The 20,981-nt window shown below is 74.6% G+C and carries 22 protein-coding genes; 9 read left to right on the top strand and 13 right to left on the bottom strand.

Annotation, left to right across the window (positions count from 1 at the left end):
* Positions 1–7: 7 nt before the first annotated feature.
* The gene (locus tag ACFZAU_RS29875) at positions 8–1,057 is read right to left on the bottom strand and encodes a CobW family GTP-binding protein (protein WP_500554702.1); all 1,050 of its coding nucleotides are present in this window, start codon (positions 1,055–1,057) and stop codon (positions 8–10) included.
* Between the two features lie 161 nt (positions 1,058–1,218).
* Between ACFZAU_RS29875 and ACFZAU_RS29870 the strand changes: the two genes are divergently transcribed.
* Complete coding sequence (locus ACFZAU_RS29870; protein ID WP_018561578.1) at positions 1,219–1,413, top strand: hypothetical protein; 195 nt, start codon at positions 1,219–1,221, stop codon at positions 1,411–1,413.
* A gap of 54 nt (positions 1,414–1,467) precedes the next feature.
* Here the strand turns inward: ACFZAU_RS29870 and ACFZAU_RS29865 are convergent, their stop codons facing one another.
* Entirely contained in the window at positions 1,468–1,692 is a 225-nt protein-coding gene (locus tag ACFZAU_RS29865) for a DUF397 domain-containing protein (RefSeq protein ID WP_500554701.1), read from the bottom strand.
* 219 nt (positions 1,693–1,911) lie between these two features.
* A complete protein-coding gene (locus ACFZAU_RS29860) occupies positions 1,912–2,136 on the bottom strand; it encodes a DUF397 domain-containing protein (RefSeq protein WP_500554700.1) in 225 nt (74 codons plus the stop codon).
* Positions 2,137–2,339: 203 nt separating this feature from the next.
* Between ACFZAU_RS29860 and ACFZAU_RS29855 the strand changes: the two genes are divergently transcribed.
* Positions 2,340–2,552, top strand: coding sequence for a hypothetical protein (locus ACFZAU_RS29855; RefSeq protein ID WP_500464233.1), 213 nt, complete (start codon positions 2,340–2,342; stop codon positions 2,550–2,552).
* Here the strand turns inward: ACFZAU_RS29855 and ACFZAU_RS29850 are convergent.
* Positions 2,525–3,529, bottom strand: a complete 1,005-nt coding sequence (locus ACFZAU_RS29850) for a DNA polymerase Y family protein (RefSeq protein WP_500554699.1) — start codon at positions 3,527–3,529, stop codon at positions 2,525–2,527. The genes ACFZAU_RS29855 and ACFZAU_RS29850 overlap by 28 nt on opposite strands.
* 91 nt (positions 3,530–3,620) lie before the next feature.
* Between ACFZAU_RS29850 and ACFZAU_RS29845 the strand changes: the two genes are divergently transcribed.
* Positions 3,621–4,322 (top strand): hypothetical protein, encoded by a 702-nt coding sequence (locus tag ACFZAU_RS29845; RefSeq protein WP_500554698.1) that lies wholly within the window; start codon positions 3,621–3,623, stop codon positions 4,320–4,322.
* Positions 4,323–4,360: 38 nt separating this feature from the next.
* Entirely contained in the window at positions 4,361–4,540 is a 180-nt protein-coding gene (locus ACFZAU_RS29840) for a hypothetical protein (protein WP_499600628.1), read from the top strand.
* Positions 4,541–4,577: 37 nt separating this feature from the next.
* Here ACFZAU_RS29840 and ACFZAU_RS29835 read toward each other — a convergent pair whose 3' ends face one another.
* The gene (locus ACFZAU_RS29835; RefSeq protein ID WP_500554697.1) at positions 4,578–5,519 is read right to left on the bottom strand and encodes a DMT family transporter; all 942 of its coding nucleotides are present in this window, start codon (positions 5,517–5,519) and stop codon (positions 4,578–4,580) included.
* A 212-nt stretch (positions 5,520–5,731) separates the two neighbouring features.
* Between ACFZAU_RS29835 and ltaE the strand changes: the two genes are divergently transcribed.
* From ltaE to ACFZAU_RS29815, 4 genes are all read left to right on the top strand, one after another.
* Positions 5,732–6,805: a low-specificity L-threonine aldolase gene (gene ltaE / locus ACFZAU_RS29830; protein WP_500554696.1), complete on the top strand. Its 1,074-nt coding sequence runs from the start codon at positions 5,732–5,734 to the stop codon at positions 6,803–6,805.
* 168 nt (positions 6,806–6,973) lie between these two features.
* On the top strand, positions 6,974–7,618 hold the full coding sequence (locus tag ACFZAU_RS29825; RefSeq protein ID WP_500554695.1) for a L,D-transpeptidase family protein: 645 nt from the start codon (positions 6,974–6,976) through the stop codon (positions 7,616–7,618).
* A 264-nt stretch (positions 7,619–7,882) separates the two neighbouring features.
* Positions 7,883–9,178, top strand: coding sequence for an RICIN domain-containing protein (locus ACFZAU_RS29820; RefSeq protein ID WP_500554694.1), 1,296 nt, complete (start codon positions 7,883–7,885; stop codon positions 9,176–9,178).
* A gap of 126 nt (positions 9,179–9,304) precedes the next feature.
* Positions 9,305–10,213, top strand: a complete 909-nt coding sequence (locus ACFZAU_RS29815) for an SDR family oxidoreductase (protein ID WP_500554693.1) — start codon at positions 9,305–9,307, stop codon at positions 10,211–10,213.
* 31 nt (positions 10,214–10,244) lie between these two features.
* On the opposite strand, the gene ACFZAU_RS29810 is transcribed toward ACFZAU_RS29815, so the two are convergent.
* From ACFZAU_RS29810 to ACFZAU_RS29790, 5 genes are all read right to left on the bottom strand, one after another.
* Positions 10,245–10,835: a lytic polysaccharide monooxygenase auxiliary activity family 9 protein gene (locus ACFZAU_RS29810; RefSeq protein ID WP_500554692.1), complete on the bottom strand. Its 591-nt coding sequence runs from the start codon at positions 10,833–10,835 to the stop codon at positions 10,245–10,247.
* 254 nt (positions 10,836–11,089) lie between these two features.
* Positions 11,090–12,112, bottom strand: coding sequence for a GNAT family N-acetyltransferase (locus ACFZAU_RS29805; protein ID WP_500554691.1), 1,023 nt, complete (start codon positions 12,110–12,112; stop codon positions 11,090–11,092).
* Positions 12,113–12,164: 52 nt separating this feature from the next.
* Positions 12,165–12,797, bottom strand: coding sequence for a nucleoside/nucleotide kinase family protein (locus ACFZAU_RS29800; protein ID WP_500554690.1), 633 nt, complete (start codon positions 12,795–12,797; stop codon positions 12,165–12,167).
* 93 nt (positions 12,798–12,890) lie between these two features.
* The gene (locus ACFZAU_RS29795) at positions 12,891–13,952 is read right to left on the bottom strand and encodes a sensor histidine kinase (protein ID WP_500554689.1); all 1,062 of its coding nucleotides are present in this window, start codon (positions 13,950–13,952) and stop codon (positions 12,891–12,893) included.
* Entirely contained in the window at positions 13,949–14,623 is a 675-nt protein-coding gene (locus ACFZAU_RS29790; protein WP_500554688.1) for a LuxR C-terminal-related transcriptional regulator, read from the bottom strand. The genes ACFZAU_RS29795 and ACFZAU_RS29790 overlap by 4 nt, the downstream gene beginning before the upstream one ends.
* Before the next feature lie 205 nt (positions 14,624–14,828).
* On the opposite strand from ACFZAU_RS29790, the gene ACFZAU_RS29785 reads away from it, so the two are divergent.
* The gene (locus ACFZAU_RS29785; RefSeq protein WP_500554687.1) at positions 14,829–16,451 is read left to right on the top strand and encodes an ATP-binding SpoIIE family protein phosphatase; all 1,623 of its coding nucleotides are present in this window, start codon (positions 14,829–14,831) and stop codon (positions 16,449–16,451) included.
* Positions 16,452–16,484: 33 nt separating this feature from the next.
* Here the strand turns inward: ACFZAU_RS29785 and gnd are convergent, their stop codons facing one another.
* The 3 genes from gnd to ACFZAU_RS29770 form a co-directional block, all read right to left on the bottom strand.
* Complete coding sequence (gnd, locus tag ACFZAU_RS29780) at positions 16,485–17,921, bottom strand: NADP-dependent phosphogluconate dehydrogenase (protein ID WP_500554686.1); 1,437 nt, start codon at positions 17,919–17,921, stop codon at positions 16,485–16,487.
* Between the two features lie 93 nt (positions 17,922–18,014).
* Positions 18,015–18,641, bottom strand: coding sequence for an SRPBCC family protein (locus tag ACFZAU_RS29775; protein ID WP_500554685.1), 627 nt, complete (start codon positions 18,639–18,641; stop codon positions 18,015–18,017).
* 166 nt (positions 18,642–18,807) lie between these two features.
* Positions 18,808–20,925: a SpoIIE family protein phosphatase gene (locus ACFZAU_RS29770; RefSeq protein ID WP_500554684.1), complete on the bottom strand. Its 2,118-nt coding sequence runs from the start codon at positions 20,923–20,925 to the stop codon at positions 18,808–18,810.
* Positions 20,926–20,981 lie beyond the last annotated feature (56 nt).

Raw genomic sequence — 20,981 nt, 5'->3', positions numbered from 1 at the left:
GGCCGCGTCAGGGGCGGACGTAGCGCAGCACGCCGAGCATGGCGTCCTCGGCGAATTCCTCGTCCGGGCCGGCGACGCACGCGTCGAGCCCCTTGCGCAGGGCACCGGCGTCGAGCCCCGCACCGATCATCACCAGGCGGGTGGCGCGGGACTCGCCCCGCGACCACGGGGACGGCAGGAAGCGCAGGAAGCCGCCGACGGCGTGCAGGGTGTACTTCTGCCGGTGGGCGGGCGGGGCGAACCGCACGAAGCCCTTCATCCGGTAGAGCCCGGCCGGCCTGCCGTCGAGGAACTCCATCAGCCGGCGCGGGTGCAGCGGACCCTCGGAGGTGAACTCCACGCTGTCGTAGGCCGCGTGGAGGTGGCCGGTGTGGTCGCCGTCCGCGGGGTGTCCGTGCCCGTCGTCCGCGTACAGCTCCTCGAAGGACAACTGGCGGGCGGCCGTGCCGTCCTCCGTGCGCGGCCGGGGCTCGAAGAGCAGGGCGGGGTCCACCCGTCCGTGGGCGGCCTCGACGAGTGGCGTACCGGGGGCGAGGGCGGTCAGCGCCTCGCGGACCCGCCGGCGGCCCGCGGCGTCCACGCGGTCGCCCTTGTTGAGGACGACGAGGTCGGCGGCCCGCACGTGGCGGTCGAGTTCGGGGTGGCGGGCGCGCACGGCCTCGAACTCGGCGGCGTCGACGACCTCGACCAGCCCGCCGTAGGTGACGGCGCTGCCGGTGCCGGCGAGCAGCAGCCGGATCATGCCCTGGGGCTCGGCGAGGCCGCTCGCCTCGATGACGATGACGTCGATGCGGGCCTGCGGGCGCGAGAGCCGGGCGAGCATCTCGTCCATCTCCGTGGCGTCCACCGCGCAGCACAGGCAGCCGTTGTCGAGGGCCACCATGGAGTCCACCTGGCCGGCGACGGAGAGCGCGTCGATGTTGATGCTGCCGAAGTCGTTGACGATCACGCCGATGCGGGTGCCGCCGCTGTTGCGCAGGAGGTGGTTGAGGAGCGTGGTCTTTCCCGAGCCCAGGAATCCCGCGATGACGACGACCGGAATCCGTTGCTTGGCCAAGGCTTCCTCTCCGGGTCGGGCTGCCGGGCCCCTCATCGTAAGCCCCGCGCACCCCGGGGTGCTTCGTGCGGGTGAACCGGCGCCGGGCGCAGAACCGCGGCGGGGGCGGTGGGGTCTTCCGACGCGTCCACGGGGATGGCCTGACGACGAAGGAGGCGCCCATGGCGGAGCAGGAGGCGGACCGCGGCACGGTGCTGGTGTGCATCGCGGCGGAGGACGAGGAGACGGCCTACCGCATCGTCGACCTGATCTCCGGGCGGCACCCGGCGACGGAACCGCAACTGCGGCACACCCGCGAGGGCGTGGTGGCGTGCGCGCTGCGGGCCCAGACGCTGCGGGTGCTGGGCGACGCGTGAAAGGCTCGGCGGGCCGGTCCGGCCGGCCCGCCGAGCGAGGGGGAACGTCACGGCCTAGCCGAACTCGCCCTCGCGCACACCCGCACGGAACGCCGTCCACTCCCGCGCGGTGAACCGCAGGGGCGGCAGGTCCTTGTTCTGGGAATCACGGATGGCGACGGCCCCGTCGCCGAGGTCCGCGACCTCGACGCACTCCGGCAGGTAGCCGCTCCTGCTGCTCTTGACCCAGCGCGCCGCGGTCAGGTCCCGCGCGTACAGGTCGGCCTTTCGGTCTTGCATGGGGAACCTCCGTTCGAGGTTCGGTCTCGCTTACCCTCCCCACCCTCGCCCCGGCCCCTTCCGTGACGCAACCTCCGAAGCATGTGGTTGCCCGAGGCAACCACATGGCCGAGGCTCCGCGGTCCCCGACGGGCCCCGCGACCCGACCGGACCCGGCCCGCCGGAGCGGTCGTGCGGCCCCGGCGGACCGGCCCGTCAAGCTGAGGTCAACGCGGCGGCCTAACCGAACTCGCCGTCGCGCACACCCTCCCGGAACGCCGTCCATTCCTCCGCGGTGAAGCGCAGCGGCGGCAGGTCCGCGTTCTCGGAGTCACGGATCGCGACGGCTCCGCCGGCGAGTTCCGCCACCTCGACGCAGGTTTCCCGGTAGGGGCTCTTGCTGCTCTTGACCCAGCGCGCCTCCGCGAGGTCGCGCCTGTACAGGTCGGCCTTTCTCGCTTGCATGAGAAGCTCCGTTCGATGCCCGATCGGATGTTCCCCCTTCCCACCCTCGTCCCGCAGCACCCGCCTCGCAACCGGCGCCGCGCCCGTGATCGGGGCGGAGCACCGGGTCGGTTCAAGTGCGCACGGGCACAGGCATTCTGACGGTCCGTCGAGCACCGGTTGCGCCCTGTCGCGAAACGCCGCGACGCGGCAGTATCGAACACATGGCGGCATCATCGGGGTGCGAGGTGTGCGGGCGGGAGGACGACACCGTCCGCGACTGCGGCATCCGTCATCTCCCGCTCGCCGTGTGCGACGCGTGCTTCGGGGACATGGCACGGGCCCGGCGCGGACCGCTGCCGCGTCCGCTGGACGGCGCGGAGGTCATGGCCGCCGTGCTGGAGGCGCTTCACGAGGACAGCCGGCGCTCGTCCTGAGCGGGGCCCGGCGCGGGCGGATCGGCGAAGGTGGACGGCAGCACGGCCCGGCCGCGGCCCGCACCGACCGGCACGGCGCGCGCCCGGTACGGATCGGCCGCGGACAGCCCCTCGGCGCGCAGGGCCACGGCCCGCACGGGGGCGCCGTGCGGACCGAGGGCCTCGTGCATGGCGAAGGCGGCCTCGGCGAGTTCGCCGGGGTCGGAGGTGGGCTCCGGCAGGGTGCGGCTGCGGCTGACGGACGAGCCGCCGGCGAGCCGGACGGTCAGGGTGAGCGCGGTGGCGGTACGGCCCGTGCTGCGCAGCCGGTCACCGAGGCCCAGCCCGAGTTCGAGCACGGCCCGGCTCAGCGCGCCGCGGTCGGTGGGGTCGGTGGTGTCGGCGGTGAAGAGCCGGTCCGCGGCGAGTGAGCCCGGCGGGTGCTCCGGGGTGATCGGCGCGGGGTCCAGGCCGTGCGCGCGTTCCCACACACCACGCCCCGGAGCGGCGCCGAGGAGGGCCTGGACGTCGGGCAGCGGCGCGGCGGCGACCTTGCCGACGGTCTCCAGCCCGGCCGCGGCCAGTAGCCGGACGGCCTCCGCGGTGATCCCGGGAAGGGCCGCGACCGGCTGGACGCGCAGGAAGTCGGCGACGGCCCGCGGATCGGAGTCGACGGCGCGGATCCGGCCGGCGAGGACGTCGTGGGCGGCCATGGCGGCGACCGTACGACTCCCGGCGACGCCGATCGTCGGGCTCACGTCGTACAGGGCCGAGGCCCGGGTGCTGATCATGAGGGCCAGCTGCTCGGGCAGCAGCCCGTAGAAGCTCACCGCGGAGCGCACGTCCGCCACGACCGCGTCCGGCGGCTCGGCGCGGACGACGGGGGTGAACTGGCCGACGAGCGCGGTCAGCGCCGCGAGCGTCGCCGGGTCGGCCCCGCCGCAGCGGATGTACAGCACGCAGGGCCCGGGGTCCTGGTGCGGCTCGGCTTCGACCATGGTGTGTCCGCCTCCACCTCGTTCGAACAACTGCTCGATTTCGAGTGTAGGGCATTCCGGCTCCCCGCGTCCGGCTCATAGGGTGCTTCGCATGACCCTGACCGCCGTCCAGCGCCGCGCCCTGCTGGAGTCCGACGCCGACACCGGCCAGCTGAGCGCGCGCGAACCGACCTGCGCCGCGCTGACCAGGCAGGGTCTCGCCGTGCGCTACGGCCGTACCGGCGGCTACTACCTCACGCAGGAGGGCCGCCGGGTCCGCACCGAACTGGCCCGCGGGGAGATCCCAGAGGCGGGGACGGGGGCGGGGACGGCGCCGGAGGAGGCACCGGCGGAGGAGGCGCCGGCCCGGGACGCCGAGCGCGGTTTCGCCGCCGACGACGGGCACCGCACGGCCGGCGCCGCCCCCGGCCGTGCCGCCGAGGTCGCCTCCGCCTGGTCGGGGCTGCTGGAGATCCGCCGCGTCCTGCAGGACGGCGACACCACGCGGCCCGCGCCCTGGGAGCGCGAGCGCCTCGTCCACGCCGTCGCCCTGGCCCTGGAGGCGGACGGCCGGCCCCCGTCCGCGCGCGACGCCGACGGGCGCCCGTCGGTCACCGGCTACGCCGTCGGGCCCTCCGCCCAGAGCGGGGTCGCCGAGGTCTCCTGGCACTCCCCCGCCGGGGCCGCCCCGGGCACCGCCGAGGCCGAACTGGACCGGTGCCGGCGCGTCCTGGAGGCGTACGGCTGGCAGAGCACGCTCCACCACGACCGCCGTCGGAGGGCGTTCCTGCTGGTCTCGCCCCGCCGGGCCTGAGGGAGCAGGATGGAGGCAGCGACCGTAGGAGGTCCGCCATGAAGTCCACGTCCTCGGACGCCGATCCGTACCTCTACGCCGGGACCCCCTCCCAGGCGGAGGGCGAGCGGATCTACGACGACGCCGAGCGCAGCACGATGGAGATCCACCCGGACGTGCCCCGGACGACCCCCTCCCAGGCGGAGGGCGAGCGCACGGACGACCTCCCGCCCGGATGACCCGGGGCGGGGCGCGGCCGTCGGGCAGGCCCGTCCGTCAGCGATCCCTGCCGGAGAGCACCGCCAGGGCGAGGACGAGGACGGCCAGTCCCGCCCAGGACAGCGGCGTCGGCCGCTCCCCCAGCACGGCCACCCCGAGCAGGGCGGCCACGGCGGGCTCGGCGAGGGTGAGCGTGGTGGCGACGGACGGCGGTGTGTGCCGCAGGCCGTGCCCGAAGAGCCGGTAGGCCAGGAAGGTCGTCAGCACCGCGAGGTGCAGGACGACGCCTGCGCCACGGGGTGTGGCGAGCCAGACCACACCCGTGGTGACCACCACCGGCAGGGTCAGCAGCCCGGCGCAACCGAAGAGCACCCCCATCACCGCGCCCGGCGCCTGCCCGCGGCCGATGAAGTGGCCGCCGACCAGGGAGTACACCGCGTACGAGAGCCCGGCCAGGGCTGCCAGGGCCACCCCCGCGGCGTCCGTGCGCGCCGCGGGGCCCGCGTCCGCGCCGCCGAGCACCAGCAGCCCGCAGCCGAGCACGGCCACGGCCGTCGCGGCGGCCCAGCGGCGGCTGGGGCGGTGCGCGCCCGCGGCCCAGGCCAGCAGTCCGGTGAAGACCGGCGCGCTCCCCAGGGCGATGACCGTGGCCACGGCGACCCCGGTACGGGAGACGGCCGGGTAGAAGGCGAGCGGGTAGCCGGCGACGGCCAGGGCGCCGACGGCCAGCAGCGCGGCTCCGGCGCGGCCCGCGGTGCGCAGCAGGGTCCGCGCCCCGCGGGCGCCCGCCAGGAGCAGGAGCCCGCCGAGGGTGAGCCCGGCACCGCCGACCGCCGCGGGCGGGGCGCCTGCGGGCGCGAAGGACGCGGCGGTCCCGGTGGTGCCCCACAGCAGGGCGGCGGTGAGGATCGGCAGCGCGCCGCGGACGGAGCGCGGCCGGGCGGCGGCAGCGGGCGCGAGCGGGCGTCCGGGGGCGAGGGAGGGGGTACGGTCCGGCACGGAGGCGGCCTTTCGTCACGTCACGCATCGAGGGAAGCGGATCCGGGACGGGCGCACCTGGACCGCCCCTGGCGGCCGGGCGGCCTGCCGGGGACGGTGGTCCGGTCCTTCAGTGAGTGCGCCCGGTCAGGCGCACAGCGGCGGAAGGACGACGTGCCAGTGGGAATTCACCCGACGATCCTACCGAAGGGCGGGCATGGCAGGGTGAACGCATGCCGATCACTGATGTCACCGATGAGCAGCCCGGACGGGTCGTCGACCTGCGGAGCGACACCGTCACGCGGCCCGGCGCGGCCATGCACCGCGCCATGGCGGAGGCCGAGGTGGGCGACGACGTCTTCGCCGACGACCCCACCGTGAACGCCCTCCAGGACCGGATCGCGGAGCGGCTCGGCTTCGAGGCCGCGCTGTTCGTCTCCTCCGGGACGCAGAGCAACCTGTGCGCGCTGCTGACGCACTGCGGCCGCGGTGACGAGTACATCGCCGGGCAGTCGGCGCACGTGTACCGCTGGGAGGGCGGCGGCGGTGCCGTGCTCGGCGGGATCCAGCCGCAGCCGCTTCCCCACCGGGCGGACGGGACGCTGGACCCGGCCGACATCGCGGCCGCGGTGAAGCCGGACGACCCGCACTTCCCCCGCACCCGGCTGCTGTGCCTGGAGGACACCATCGGCGGCCGGGTCGTCCCCGTGGACTACCTGCGGGCCGCGACGGGGCTGGCGCGCGAGCACGGGCTGGCCACGCACCTCGACGGCGCCCGGCTGTTCAACGCCGCGGTGGCCGCGGGCGGCGACCCGTACGAGCAGGCGCGGCTGATCGCCGGCCACTTCGACAGCGTCTCGATCTGCTTCAGCAAGGGCCTGGGCGCCCCGGTCGGCTCCGCGCTGCTGGGCAGCCGGGAGTTCGTGGCGCGGGCGCTGCGCTGGCGCAAGGCGCTCGGCGGCGGGATGCGGCAGGCGGGCGTCCTGGCCGCGGGCGCGCTGTACGCGCTGGAGCACCAGGTGGCGCGGCTCGCCGAGGACCACGCGAACGCGGCGCTGTTCGCGGAGGGGATCAAGGGCGTGCCGGGCCTGCTGGTGGGCGACGCCCAGACCAACATGGTCTTCGCCGAGCCGGCGCCGGGGGTCTCCGCCGACCAGGTCCAGGAGCGTCTCGCGCGGCACGGGCTGCGCTGCGCCGGCTACCCCGGGCTGCTGCGCTTCGTCTTCCACCTGGACGTGTCGCGGGCCGACACCGAGGAGGCCGTCCGCATCGTGCGTGCGGCCCTGGAGGACGCCCCGCGGGGCTGACGTACCGTCACCTCCACTTCCCGCACCGGCCGTTCCGCAACCTCCGGTGCCTCCCGGTTGTCCTAGGGGGTGAGGCCGTCGCGCGACGGCCTCACCGGGGAAGGGGAAGCGATGAGAGCGGGAGCGTCAGCGGGACGACGGGCGGGGGCCGCCCTCGCGGTGGCGGTGATGGCCGTGACACCGGTCGTGGCGGGGGGCGGCACGGCACAGGCCGCGTCGTGCACGACGAGCAAGGGGCCCTACCAGAAGCAGGTGGAGAAGTTCCTGGGCCGGCCGGTGGACGGCAAGCAGTCGGCGGCCGACTGCAAGGCGACACGGGCCTTCCAGACGAAGTACGGGATATCCCCGAACATCGGCTACGCGGGCCCGGTGACCTGGGGCGTCATGAAGATCATGAACTCCCAGAAGGCCGCGGGCAGCAATCCCAACAAGGCCGGCAAGTGCCCCACCACCAAGGGGCGGATCGCGTGCGTGGACCTCACGCGGCAGCTGAGCTGGATACAGGACGGCAAGAAGCTGAAGTTCGGGCCGGTCCCGGTGCGGACGGGCCGTAACGGCTACGAGACCCGCACCGGTTCCAAGAAGGTCTACTGGCGCCACAAGGACCACTGGTCGACGCTGTACAACGTGGCGATGCCGTACAGCCAGTTCTTCGACGGCGGGCAGGCGTTCCACTCGATCGCGGGGAGCGTGTGGTCGCCGCCGGGGTCGCACGGCTGCGTCAACATGCGCAGCGGCGACGCCAAGAAGTACTGGAGCCTGCTGAAGAACGGTGACGACGTGTACGTGTACGGGCGCAAGCCCGGTACGTGACGCGTCGCGGCGCCGGCGGGTGGGGGCGGGCGGGACCGGGCGGGGGGGATCCCCGGTCGGGGCCGCCCGCCCCTTCTTGGTCCAGACCTCTTGACGGGGTCAGGGGGCGGCAGTTCAATCACGGCGTGAACTAAGGCTTGAACGAAGACGGACGGGAATCCTCGCGCCCCCACGCGCGAGGGTTCAAGAAATGTCAGGTGCATGACCGACGTAGCGCAAACCCCGTCCGCCACCCCCCACGACCGCCCCGAAAGGCAGCGCCCTGTGAAGGCACTCCCCCCACACCCCCGCCCGCTCCGGCGCCCGCGCGCCCGCGGCCTGTTCGCCGCCGCCACCGCCGGGCTCCTCGCCCTCGCGGCCCTGACCACCACCGGCCCCGCCGACCACCCCCTGCCCGCGGCCCCCGCCGCCACCGCCGCCGTCACCACCTTCGCCGACGAGTTCGACGGCGCGGCCGGCAGCGCCGTGGACGGCGGCAAGTGGCAGGTCGAGACCGGCGACAACGTCAACAACCACGAGCGGCAGTACTACACCGCCGGGAACCGCAACGCCGCCCTCGACGGTCAGGGCCACCTCGTCATCACCGCCCGCAAGGAGAACCCCGCCGGCTACCAGTGCTGGTACGGCAGCTGCCAGTACACCTCCGCCCGGCTCAACACCGCGGGCCGCTTCACCACCACCTACGGCCACGTCGAGACCCGCATGAAGGTCCCGCGCGGCCAGGGCATGTGGCCCGCGTTCTGGATGCTCGGCAACGACATCGGCGACGTCGGCTGGCCCGCCAGCGGCGAGATCGACATCATGGAGAACGTCGGCTTCGAGCCCGGCACCGTCCACGGCACGATCCACGGCCCCGACTACTTCGGCTCCGGCGGCATCGGCGCCGGCTACACCCTGCCGGGCGGCCAGGCCTTCGCCGACGCGTTCCACACCTTCGCCGTCGACTGGAACCCGGACTCGATCACCTGGTCCGTCGACGGCACGGTCTACCAGCGGCGCACCCCGGCCGACCTCGGCGGCCGCCGGTGGGTGTTCAACAAGCCGTTCTTCGTCATCCTCAACCTCGCGGTGGGCGGCTACTGGCCGGGTGACCCCGACGGCAGCACCGCCTTCCCGCAGCAACTGGTCGTCGACTACGTCCGCGTCACCACCTCCGACGGCGGGGGCGGGGGCGGCACGGCCGGCCGCATCACGGGCCTGGCCGGCAAGTGCGTCGACGTCGCCGGGGCCAGCCCCGCCAACGGCACCCCCGTCCAGCTCTACGACTGCAACGGCACCGCCGCCCAGCAGTGGACCGCCGCGTCCGACGGCACCCTGCGCGCCCTGGGCAAGTGCCTGGACGTCAAGGACTTCGGCACCGCCGACGGGTCCCAGCTGCAACTGTGGGACTGCGCCGGGAGCACCAACCAGAAGTGGGTGCTCAGCGGGGCCCGGGACATCGTCAACCCGGCGGCGAACAAGTGCCTGGACGTCGCGGGAAACAACTCCGCCAACGGCACCAGGCTGCAGCTGTGGACCTGCACCGGCGGCGCCAACCAGAAATGGACGCTGACGCCCTGACCTCCTGACGCCCTGACGCCCGGGGCCCGGGCCCAGAACCCCCGGGCCCCGGGCCCCTGACGTCGACCCGCCGGTTTCCCCGTACCACCTCTGAAAACTGACAGGTCGTCATGGGACCGTCACCCCATGACGGATCCCCTCCCGCTCGCCGGACGCGCGGCGCTGGTCACCGGCGCGTCCGGCGGGATCGGACTGGCCGTCGCCGCGGAGCTGACCGCCGCGGGCGCCCGCGCCCTGCTCACCGCCCGCGACCCGGTCCGGCTGGAGACGGCGGCCGCAGGGCTGCAGGCAGCCGGGCACACCGTGGTCACCCTGGCCGGCACGGTGGCCGATCCCGGCCACCTCGCCGCCTGCACGGCGTTCGCGGTCCGCGCCCTCGGCGGCCTGGACGTACTGGTCAACAACGCCGCCACCAACCTCCCGTACGGGCCGCTCGCCGAGGCGGACCCGGACCTGTGGCGCACCGCGTTCACGGTCAACGTCGAGGCGCCCCTGCGGCTGACCCAGCTGGCGTGGCGGGCCTGGATGCGCGAGCACGGCGGCGCGGTGGTCAACGTCTGCACCGAGGGCGCCGGGCACGTCGGCCCGAACGTCGGCGCCTACGGCACCAGCAAGGCGGCGCTGCTGCACCTGACGAGGCAGCTCGCGGGGGAACTCGGCCCGGCCGTGCGGGTCAACGCGGTCTCCCCCGGCCTGGTGCGCACCGAGATGGCGCGCTTCGTCTGCCAGGACGCCGAGCACACCATCGCCGCCGGGCTGCCGTTGGGACGGATCGGCGAGCCCCGCGACGTGGCCCGGGCCGTGCGCTGGCTGGTCTCGGACGAGGCCGCCTGGATCACGGGCGCCGAGCTGGTGGTGGACGGCGGGACACGGGTCCGCGCCGCCCACACCGGCGCCGCGGACGCCCCGGGCGGCACGGGGCGTCCGGGCGGCACGGACGCCCCGCGCGTCGGCCCCGGCGGAGGTGTCTCCACCGCCGGGGCCGACGCCGTGCGGGAGCGGCTGCTCGGCAGCCGGCCCGCTCCGGAGGGCTAGGCGGCCTGCTCGCTGTCTCCGGAGTTGTGCGTCAGAACTGCACGTCGGAGCAGGCGTAGAAGGCGTTGCCGGTGTCCGCGACGGACCAGACGGCCAGGATGATGTGCCGCCCGGTCCGGCTGGGGATGGTGCCCTGGTGGGTGACCGTGGCGGGCGGCCTGGCGCCGTTGTAGTTGACGGTCAGGAACGGCGTCAGGGTCAGGGCGGAACGGGTGAGCGGCCGGCTGGGGTCGAAGCCCTGCTTGGTGATGTAGTACTTGAAGTCGCTCGTCGCGTGCGATGCCGTGAACTGCCAGCGGAAGCTGTAGTTCTGACCTGACGTCACCTTGGTGGTGGGCCATCCGGTGCCGCCGCGCGGGTTGTCGAGCTGGGCGAACCGGCTGTTGCCGCCGGCGCAGAGGGTGCCGTCGGAGGGGCCGGAGGACGGGAAGCCCTTGGGGCCCTCGACGCTCTGCGGCTCCCACTGGATGTCGCCGCAGTTGGTCACGGTGCCGTTGGCGCAGAGCTTCTGACGGCTGATGGGGGCGTCGGTGTAGCCGTGGCTCCAGGCGCTGCCGGTGCCGAGCACGGACAGCCCGACGAGGCCCAGGCCGATGGCGGCGGCACGGAATTTCCTGTGCATGCTTCGCTCCTCGGAGAACGTGGGGGAGTTCTGAGAGCAGTGCGCAGCCCGCGGGCAGTAGGTCTAGACCAACAGCGAAGGTACTCCCATGAATTGGTCATGTCCAGACCAAGAACAAGGGAAGCCCCGGCCAGGACGGGGGGATCTGGCCGGGGCAGCGAGGGAGTTCGTCGCGGACGCTCCACCGGGTCCGCCGGACGATCTGGAATTAGTTTAACAGTGAAAGAGGACTGCTCCTCACCACTCCAATCCTGTCAGCGCTGTGGTGTCCCGCACATGCGCGGGTCCAGGACGCGCTGCAGCCGGTACGCCACCGGCCTGAAGCCCACCGCCGGCCAGTGCCCGGCCGACACCGGCGAACCCGCGGGCCAGCTGGCCGTGATGTGCCGGTAGCCGCTGTCGTACGCCCACGCCAGCGCCGTCGCGAGCAGCACCCGGCTGATGCCCTCACCGCGCGCCGCGTGCGTCACGTACGCCTCGACCAGTTCCACGCACCCGTCGGGCACGACCGGGCCCGGCGCCGCGGGGGTCAGCACCACCATGCCGATCTCCTCGCCCCGGCGGGCCGCGACCCACGCCCCGCAGCGGCCGTCGGTCAGGGCGTCGGCGTAGTGCGTCCGCAAGGTCGCCAGCGCGCCCTCGGGTTGGGGCCGGAACACCGCCGTACCGCGGTCGGCGCGTGCCGCCTCCGCCGCCATCCGCCCGATCCGGTCCAGGTCTCCGGGTCCCGCGCGGCGCACCGACAGCGCGTCCACCCCGCGCGGCTGCCGCCCGCGCGGCCGCACGGCCATCAGGCCCCGCACCCGTTCCAGGCCGAAGCCGGAGCGGAACCACGCGGAGGCCACCGCCTCGTCGGCCGGCAGGTCCACGTAGTGCACGTGGCGGCGCTCCGCGACCAGGCGCGCGGCGACCGCCGCGTACAGCCCGCGCAGCACGTCCTCGCGCACCCCCTCCCGGCCGCCGCGCAGCGCGTGCCCGCCGTAGGCGACCAGCGCGGAACGCGGGTGGGCACGCAGCACGGCCCGGTCGTCGTCGGCGAGGTCGAGCGGGGTGGTGACGAGGTAGCCGGTGACCGACCCGTCGCCGTCCCGGGCGAGCACGGCCTCCACGCCGGGCCCGGCGAGGGTCTTGCCCAGCAGTTCCTCCCCCGGCGGCGGCGCGGTGCTCCGGCCCGACTGGTGGGGCAGCGCCTTGCGGGCCCTGGCGTACCAGCGGTCGAGGAGGGCCGCTGCCTCGGGGACGTGCTCGGTGGTCAGCGGAGCGATGGCGACAGTCATGGTGCTCCGGGACGCTAACGGTCGCGGCGGGGCGGCGGCAAGGGCCGCCGGGTCACCCGGTCCAGGCCGGGTGCCGCGGGTCGTCGGTGTGCACCACGACGTCCGCGGTCCCGCCGGGTGCGGTCTCCCGCTCGTAGCGGGCGTACGCCGGGAGCGTCCAGCGCTCGTCCTCCGGCGTGCGGCGCGCCAGGGCCGCCCCCGACATCCTCAGGTGGACGCAGAGGTCGAAGGGGAAGCCGTAGCCCTGCAGCAGCGCGCCGTCCAGCAACAGCACGCCCCCGGGCGGCAGTTCCTCGTAGGCCGCGCGCGTCGCCCGGTCGGTCAGCGGGTCCCACAGCGAGGGCAGCACGCGCCCGGTGCCGCCCGGGGCGAGCGGGTCGAAGACCTCCCGCCACAGGGCGCCGGTGTCCAGCCAGCGCTCGTAGAAGGCGTCGGGGTCGTGGCGTCCCAGCTCGTAACGCTGCGAGGCGGGCCGCCAGTAGGTCTCCGCCCGTACCCGGACGACCGGCCGGCCCCTCAGCCGCAGTGCCTGCGCCAGGGCCTCCCCCAGCGCGTCCGGGCGCGTGGCCGGTGCCCCGTCGACCGCGACCCGTGGGCGCTCGCCGCCGTCGTCCGGCTGCAGTTCGAGCACGCGGTCCGCGACGGCGTCGGTCAGCCGTTCCCAGGTCACAGGCGTCAGTCGCACGCCCCCATACTGCCGGTCGGGATCCGCGCCCGCGCAGGCGGCCCGTGGTCACCCGGCCCGTGGTCCGTCAGCCCGTCGTCACCCGGCCCGCGGTCACTCCTCGCCGGTGACCCGGCCCGGCGCCAGCGGCACCCGCAGGTCGACCGTGGTGCCCTCGCCCGGGGCGCTGCGGACGGCGAGCCGGGCGTCGATCAGCTCGGCGCGCTCGCGCATCGCCGACAGGCCCATGCCCCGGGTCTGCGGCGAGGACGGCTCGGCGGCGCGCGGGGTGCCGCGCCCGGCGGCGGTCGCGGCCGCCATGCCGTGCCCGTTGTCGGTGATGGCCACGTGCACGGCGCGCTGGTCGCTCTCCAGGCTGACCACCACCCGGGTCGGCTCGGCGTGCTTGGCCGCGTTGGTGATGGCCTCCTGCACGATCCGGTACATCTGCGCCTGCGTCTCGGCGGTGAGCCGGCCGCATTCGGTGTCCGCCTGCGGCCCGAGCCGCAACTCGGTGCGGATGCCGTACGTCTCGAACGAGCGCCGGCACAGCGCCTGCAGGGCCGGCTGCAGGCCCAGTTCGTCCAGGACCACGGGCCGCAGGTCGACGATCAGGTGCCGCAGCGAGGCGATCTGGTTGCCGACCAGGCCGCGCGCCTGGTCGATGGCCTCCCGCATGGCCTCCGGCCGGCCGTCCGCGGCGGCGGTGGACAGCACCACCTGGACCGCGCCGAGTTCCTGCAGGGTGTCGTCGTGCAACTCGCGCGCCCAGCGGCGCCGCTCGCGCTCCTCGCCGTCGTGCCGGGCCCTGACCCGCTCCCGGCGCAGGCCCGCCTCCCGGCGTGCCGAGGAGCGGACGGCGAGGAAGGCGTAGGCGACCAGCAGCAGCGGCAGCACGTGCAGGACGTTCAGCGAGGGCTGCTGGGCCATGCGGACCGTCCCGGCCACCGTCAGCATCAGCGCGAACGCGATGGCCACCACGAGCCACACCCGCTGCCGCGGCGGCACCATGGGCGTGAGCGGCAGATAGCAGACCGCCGCTGCCAGCGCCAGGGCGAGCTCCCAGCCCTGTGAGCGGTCGGTGACCTCCATGACGGTCGCCGCCGCCAGGAGACAGGTGCCCAGCCCCTCCAGGGCCAGGCGCGTCCCGGTCCTTCCTGGGCCGGACGGCGTCATGCCACCAGCCCTCGCTCTCTGGCCGCGGCGATCAGCTCGGCCCGGCTCTCCTTGCCGAGCTTGTCCCGCAGCCGCGACCGGTGGGTCTCCACGGTCCGTACGGAGACGAACAGGCGCCGGGCGATCTCCTGGTTGGTGTGGCCCAGCGCCAGCAGGGTCAGCACCTGCGCCTCCCGGTCGGTGAGCGGCTCCTCGTGGTGCCGCTCCGCCAGATCCAGGTCCTCGACGGCCAGCCGCGCCCCGAGCGAGGGCTGCACATAGGTGGCGCCGCCGGCGACCTGGTGGGCGGCGGCGAGCAGTTCCTCGGCGGCGGCCTCCTTCAGCAGGTAGCCGGCCGCTCCGGTGCGCAGCGCCTCACGGGCGAACGCCGGGTCCTCCTGCATGGTGAGCACCAGGATGCGCGTCCTGGGCGAGGCGTTCAGCAGCGCCGGGATCGTCGGCAGGCTGGACCTGCCGGACATCGTCAGGTCCAGGACGAGCACCCGCGGGTGGTGGCGCTCCACGGCCTCCAGCGTCTGGGGCACGGAGCACGTCTCGGCGACGATCTCGAAGGCCGGGTCCGCGGCCATCAGCAGCCGCATGCCGGCCCGGACCACCAGGTGGTCGTCGGCGAGTACGACGGAGATGGCGGGGTGCGGCTGACTGCCGTCGGGGCGGCTGAGGACGTCCATAGCACACACGGTAGATCGGGCGCGCGCGGTGGGCAGCCCGCGCCGGCGGTGTTGCGGGAAACCCGCAGTCACGTCTACGGCACATCCCTGGTGACGTCTGCGGCGGTGCAGCGACCCGTTCGCCCAGGTGGGGAGGCAGCCTCGGAAGTGAGTGCTTGAAAGGCACACCAACCGCCGACCCCGAACCTCACCCGAGGCGAATCCCATGCTCTGTGCCACCCTCCCGCCCCAGGCCGGCCCCGCCGACCGGCCGTGGTCCTACGACGCAGCCCAGCAGCTCGTGGATTCAGCCGTGCCGGCGGTGGCCGACTTCGCCGCCGTCGAGGTGTCGGACGCCACCGTCTCGGAGCAGGCCGCCGTCTCGGGACTGCCCGCCACCGGGCTCGCCTTCCGCCGTGGGGCCTTCCGCGCGGCCCGCGGCTCCGCGATCCCGCGGGCCTACGAGGTCGGCGAGATCAGCACCCTGCCGGCCAGGACGCCGTACCACGCGTCGCTGACCGACCTGCGGCCGCACCTGGTGATGAACCTCCGCCCGCAGACGGGGTGGCTCTCCCGGGACCCCGTGCGCGCGCCGCTGCTGCGGATCAGCGGCACGCACTCCCTGCTGGTGATGCCGCTGGACGTCAGTGGTGTCGTCCTCGGCATCGCGGCCTTCTACCGCACGGCGGGCTCCCCCGCCTTCTCGCGGGCCGACCTGGTGGCGGCCGGTCACCTGGCCCGCAGGGCCGCCCGGCTGCTGGACTGCGCCCGCCGGCGCCTGGTCCAGAACGCCGCCGGGCGGATCCTCCAGGAGTCCCTGCTGGCGCCGCAGGGCCCGCCGGTCAGCGCGATCGAGGCACCCCGGGGGCACCTGCCGTCGTCCGCGGCCCCGGGCGCCTGGGTCGACGTCATCCCGCTGCCCTGCGCGCGGGTGGCCCTGGTGACGGGCGCGGTGCGCGGGCACGGTGTCGCCGCGGCGACCGCGATGAGCCAGCTGAAGGCCGCGGTGCGGGCGCTGGTGCTGCTCGACATGAGCCCCGGCGAGGTCCTCTCCCGGCTCCACCGGTCCACCGCGACCCCCGTCGGCGACGGGGCCGACCAGTGCCTGATCGTCGTCTACGACCCGGTGGCCTGCCGCTGCACGGTGGCGTACGTCGGCTGGACGGCGGCGCCCCGGGCGCTGCCCCCGGCGCCCCCGGCAGCGGACGACGACGTCCCCGCGCCGGGCGAGCCGGAGGTCCTGGAGTGCGACGTGCCGCCCGGCAGCGTGCTGCTGCTGAGCTGCGGCACGGACGGCGTCCCCGACGGCGCGGAGGCCGCCGGCCGGGTGACCGGGCTGCGCGTGCTGCCCGCCGACGGCGCGCCGGCCGCCGAGCCGGCGACGGTGCTCGACGGCGTCCTGCGCACGCCCGCGTGCGGCGCGGACCCGGTGCTGCTCGCCGCGCGCACCCGCGCCCTGGCCGCCGACGACGTCGCGACCCGCGAGGTGCCCAACGACCCCGCCGCGGTGGCGGAGGCGCGGGCCTGGACGGACCGTCTGCTGACCGAGTGGAAGCTGACGCAGCTGGCCTTCACCACCACCCTGGTCGTCAGCGAACTCGTCACCAACGCCGTGCGGTACTCCACCGGACCGATCCGGTTGCGCCTGATCCGCGACCGGGTGCTGGTGTGTGAGGTGTCGGACTGCTGCAGCGCCGCCCCGCACCCGCGCCACGCGGCGCCCAGCGACCAGGACGGGCGGGGGCTGTCCATCGTCGCCCAGCTGACCGACGCCCAGGGCACCCGCTACACGGAGACGGGCAAGACGGTCTGGGCGGAGCAGCTCATCACCCCGCCGCTCGCCGCGTAGGCCCGGCCGCGCCGGGCCCACGCGGCGCGGACGTCAGGCGGGGTTCTCCGAGCGGTCGCCGCCCCACAGCGTGTGGAACGAGCCGGACTTGTCGACCCGCTTGTAGGTGTGCGCGCCGAAGAAGTCGCGCTGCCCCTGGATGAGCGCGGCCGGCAACCGCTCCGCGCGCAGGGCGTCGTAGTACGCGAGCGCCGCCGAGAAGCCGGGCGCGGGGACGCCGAGCTGCGCCGCGGTGGACACGACCCGCCGCCAGGCCGCCTGCGCGTCGCCGAGTGCCTCGGCGAAGTGGTCGTCGGTCAGCAGCGTGGGACGGCCCGGCTCGGAGTCGAACGCCTCCTTGATGCGGTTGAGGAAGCGCGCCCGGATGATGCAGCCGCCGCGCCAGATCGTCGCCATCGAGCCCGCGTCGATGTCCCAGCCGAACTCCTTGCTGCCCGCCTGGATCAGGTTGAAGCCCTGGGCGTACGCGACGATCTTCGAGGCGTACAGCGCCTGCTCGACGTCGTCGGCGAACCGGTCGCCCGCCGCGCTGTCCAGCCAGGTCTCCGCGGGTCCCGGCAGCCCGTGCGAGGCGGCCCGCAGCTCCGCGCTGCCGGACAGCGAGCGCGCGAACACCGCCTCGGCGATGCCGGAGACGGGAACGCCGAACTCCAGGGCGTTCTGCACGGTCCAGCTGCCGGTGCCCTTCTGGCCGGCCTGGTCCAGCACCACGTCGACGAACGGCTTGCCGGTGTCGGCGTCCGTGTGGGCCAGCACCTCCGCGGTGATCTCGACGAGGTACGACTCCAGGCGGCCGGAGTTCCAGGTGCGGAAGATCTCCGCGATCTCGCCCGGCCGCTTGCCGGCGGCGTGCCGCAGCAGGTCGTAGGCCTCGGCGATGAGCTGCATGTCGGAGTACTCGATGCCGTTGTGCACCATCTTGACGAAGTGTCCGGCACCGTCCGGGCCCACGTGGGTGCAGCAGGGCACCCCGTCGACCTTGGCGGCGATGTCCTCCAGGATCGGGCCCAGGGACTCGTACGACTCCACCGAGCCGCCCGGCATGATCGAGGGTCCGTTGAGAGCGCCCTCCTCGCCGCCGGAGATGCCGGTGCCGACGAAGTGCAGGCCCTGTTCGCGCAGCGCCTTCTCCCGGCGCCGGGTGTCGCGGTAGTCGGCGTTGCCGCCGTCGACGACCATGTCGCCGGGCTCCAGCAGCGGCACCAGTTCGTCGATCACCGCGTCGGTGGGGGCGCCGGCCTTGACCATGATGATGATGCGCCTGGGCCGTTCGAGCGACTCGACGAACTCCTTCAGGGACTCCGCCGGATGGAACTCGCCCTCGCCGCCGAACTCCTCCACCAGGGAGCGCGTCCTGGCCGGGGTGCGGTTGTACAAGGCCACGGGGTGGCCGTGCCGCGCGAGGTTCCGGGCCAGGTTGCGGCCCATGACCGCGAGTCCGGTGACGCCGATGCGGGCCTGCTCCGCCATCTGCGGGTCCTCTCTGTGCTGTGGTGCGGGGGGCACGTACGGCGTCCAGCCTGTCAGCGAACCGGCCGGGTGGCCGGGATTCCGGCGGATCCGTCAGCTGCCCGTGCCGATCCGGCCCTGACCTGCTACACGGGCCATCGCACGGCGCAGCCCCCTGGCCGGCGGAGCGGGAACGGCTCCGACCACCTCGGCGGCCGGTGCCCGGGGCTGGGCCGCCCGGAGCGCGCCGGTGGCGGGCGGAGGTGGTGGCGGAGACGGCAGCGGGGGCGGCGGGGCGATGCTGTGGTCGCCGAGGGCCTCGCGCAGCCGGCGCGCGTCCTCCGGGAGGTCGCGGCGCCAGGCCCAGCCCAGGAACGGGCCCAGCAGCAGCATGCCGCCGCCGAGCTGGCAGGTGACCTGCAACTGGACGAACGCGCCCCCCGAGTGCGGCAGCATCCGGAACGCGAACTCGGGCGTCTGGGTGCCCAGCGGGCTCCACATCCGCCGGCCGCGGTAGGCGATCCGCCGGCAGGGCTGGAAGACCGAGCAGACCAGCCGGTGCTCCCGGTGGCGGCCCGGGTAGTGGTAGCGGTAGACGGCCCGCTCGCCGGGGGGTACGGCGTCCGCCGAGACGGCGGCGATGCCGGAGTTCCACGACGCGAGGTTGCGGGCGTCGGCAAGGAAGTCGAAGACCTCTTCCACGGTACGGGTGACGATCACGCTCGTAGACACCGTCGGCATCGCAGACCTCCCCGGTGCCGGCGCGGCCAGCATGTGAGCAGAGTGGCTTCTTGGCTCCTCACCGACAGCCTGCGTCCAATCGGGCGGTGTGTCGTGGCGGGTGAGCCGTCCGGGTGAATCCGGGGTGCGTGACCGGCGCGAACGGCATGTGGCCGGGCCCTCGCGGTCAGTGTCCGAGGGGCTCCGAACCGCTCCTGCGGTCGCGGAATTCGCACCACACTGCCTTGCCGGAACCGTGCGGCTCGACACCCCACGCGTCCGCGAGCCGGTCGACCAGCAGCAGACCGCGTCCGGACACCTCACGCTCGCCGGGCCGGCGGCGGCGCGGCCAGTTCGCCGCGAGGTCGTGCACCTCGATGCGCAGCCGCCGGGTGACGTCCGGCACGGCGTGCGCCAGGGACGGGTCGGGCAGCAGGCGCAAGGTGAGCACGGCGCCGCCGTCGGTGTGCACCAGCGCGTTGGTGATCAGCTCCCCGGCGGCGAGTTCGGCCTCGTCGACCCGGTCGGGCAGGCGCCAGCCCGCCATGGCCTCGCGGACCATGGCCCGGGCCTCGGAGAGCGCCTTCGGGTCGCCGGGCGCGATGTGGCGGTGCAGCCGGTGGGGCGGGTGCGGGGAGGCGTCGCTGTCGCGCCGGAGCAGCAGCAGGGCCATGTCGTCGTCGGTGGCCTGCTCGGCCATGACGGCGGTGAGGTGGTCGGCGAGGTCACCGACCTCGCGGGGGCCCTCGCACAGCGCCGCGGACAGCCGGCGCACCCCGACGTCCAGGTCCGCGCCGGGCCGCTCGACGAGTCCGTCACTGAACATCAGGAGGGTGTCGCCGGGGGCGAGTTCGGCGGGGGTCACGGGGTAGTCGGGCCTGCCGAACTGGGCGGACAGGCCCAGCGGCAGCCCGCCCGCGGTGGGCAGCGCCCGGACGGTGCCGTCGGACTGCCGCACCAGCGGGTCGATGTGCCCGGCGCGCACCAGCAGCGCGGATCCGGTGGCGGGGTCGACCTGGGCGTACAGGCAGGTGGCGAAGCGGTCGGTGTCCAGCTCGTACAGGAAGGCCGAGGCCCGCGCCATGACGCTGGCGGGCGGGTGGCCCTCGCCGGCGTAGGCGCGCAGCGCGATCCGCAACTGGCCCATGACGGCGGCGGCGTGGGTGTCGTGGCCCTGGACGTCGCCGATGATGACGGCGACCCGGCCGCCGGGCATCGCCACGACGTCGTACCAGTCGCCGCCGATGTCCCGGGCCAGCCGGGCCGAGCGGTAGCGCACCGCGATCTCGGTGCCGGGGATGCGCGGGATGGTGCGGGGCAGCATCGCGGTCTGCAGGCCCTGCGCGATGTCGTGCTCCTGGTCGAAGAGGATCGCGCGCTGCAGGCTCTGCGCGATGCTGCCGCTGAGCGCGATCAGCAGGTGCCGCTCCTGGGGGGAGAAGCCCTGCTTGTGCCGGTAGAGCAGGCCCAGGGCGCCGATGGGCTTGCCCTGCGCTATCAGCGGCAGATAGGCGGCGGCCGACGCCCCCAGCGGCTCGATGTGCGGCCACAGCTCGGGGTAGCGCCGGGCGAACTCCTCGCCGGAGGTGATGAAGCGGGGTACGAGGGTCCGTACCACCTCGCTCATCGGGAACTCGTCCTCGATGCGGGTGTACTGCAGCGACGGCACCCAGCTGCCGGCCTTGGCGTCGCTCACCACGTGGACGCGGCCGGCCTCGACCTGGCCGAGGAAGAGGCTGGCTATGCCGAGCCGGTCCATCCTGCGGTTCCCGGTGAGGGCCGCGGTCACGTCGCGCACGGTCACCGCCCGGGCCAGCGACGCGGTGACCTCCATGACCAGGTTGCTCTCGGTCGGGTGGTCCCCGTCCGCGCGCAGGCACTCCGCGGCCTGGGCGATCTCGTCGGTCGCGTCGCTGACGAGCCCTATGACCCGGTTCGCCCGGCCGGCGTCGTCGCGGACGATGCGGCCCTGGAAGCGGATCCAGCCATGCCTGCCGTCGCGCCGGGTGAGCCGGCTGAAGGCGAGGAAGGAGGAGTGGCCCTCGCCGAGGGCCTGGGTGATCGTCCGGGTGACGTCGCCGGCCTCGTCGGGCGTGAGCCGCGAGAACAGCGCCTTCGGGTCGCCGTCGAAGTCCTCCGGGCGCAGGTCGACCGTCCGCAGGGCGTTCGGGTCGAGGTGCATGCGGTCGCGGTCGAGGTCCCAGTCGAAGCCGCCGATGTCGTTGAGCGACATGCTGGCGGCGGCGGGAGCCGGCCAGGCCACCGTCGCGGGCGCAGGGGGCGCCCACTCCCGAGACTCCGCCATCACGCCCTCCGGAACCGCTCCCCGCTGCGCCGAGCCGCACCGGAACGGGGACAGCG

It is taken from the genome of Streptomyces sp. NPDC008238, from assembly GCF_042956445.1.
Classification (GTDB): Bacteria; Actinomycetota; Actinomycetes; order Streptomycetales; family Streptomycetaceae; genus Actinacidiphila.
The sequence above is the reverse complement of the archived record's forward strand: the minus strand, read 5'-3'. Positions and strand labels throughout refer to the sequence as shown.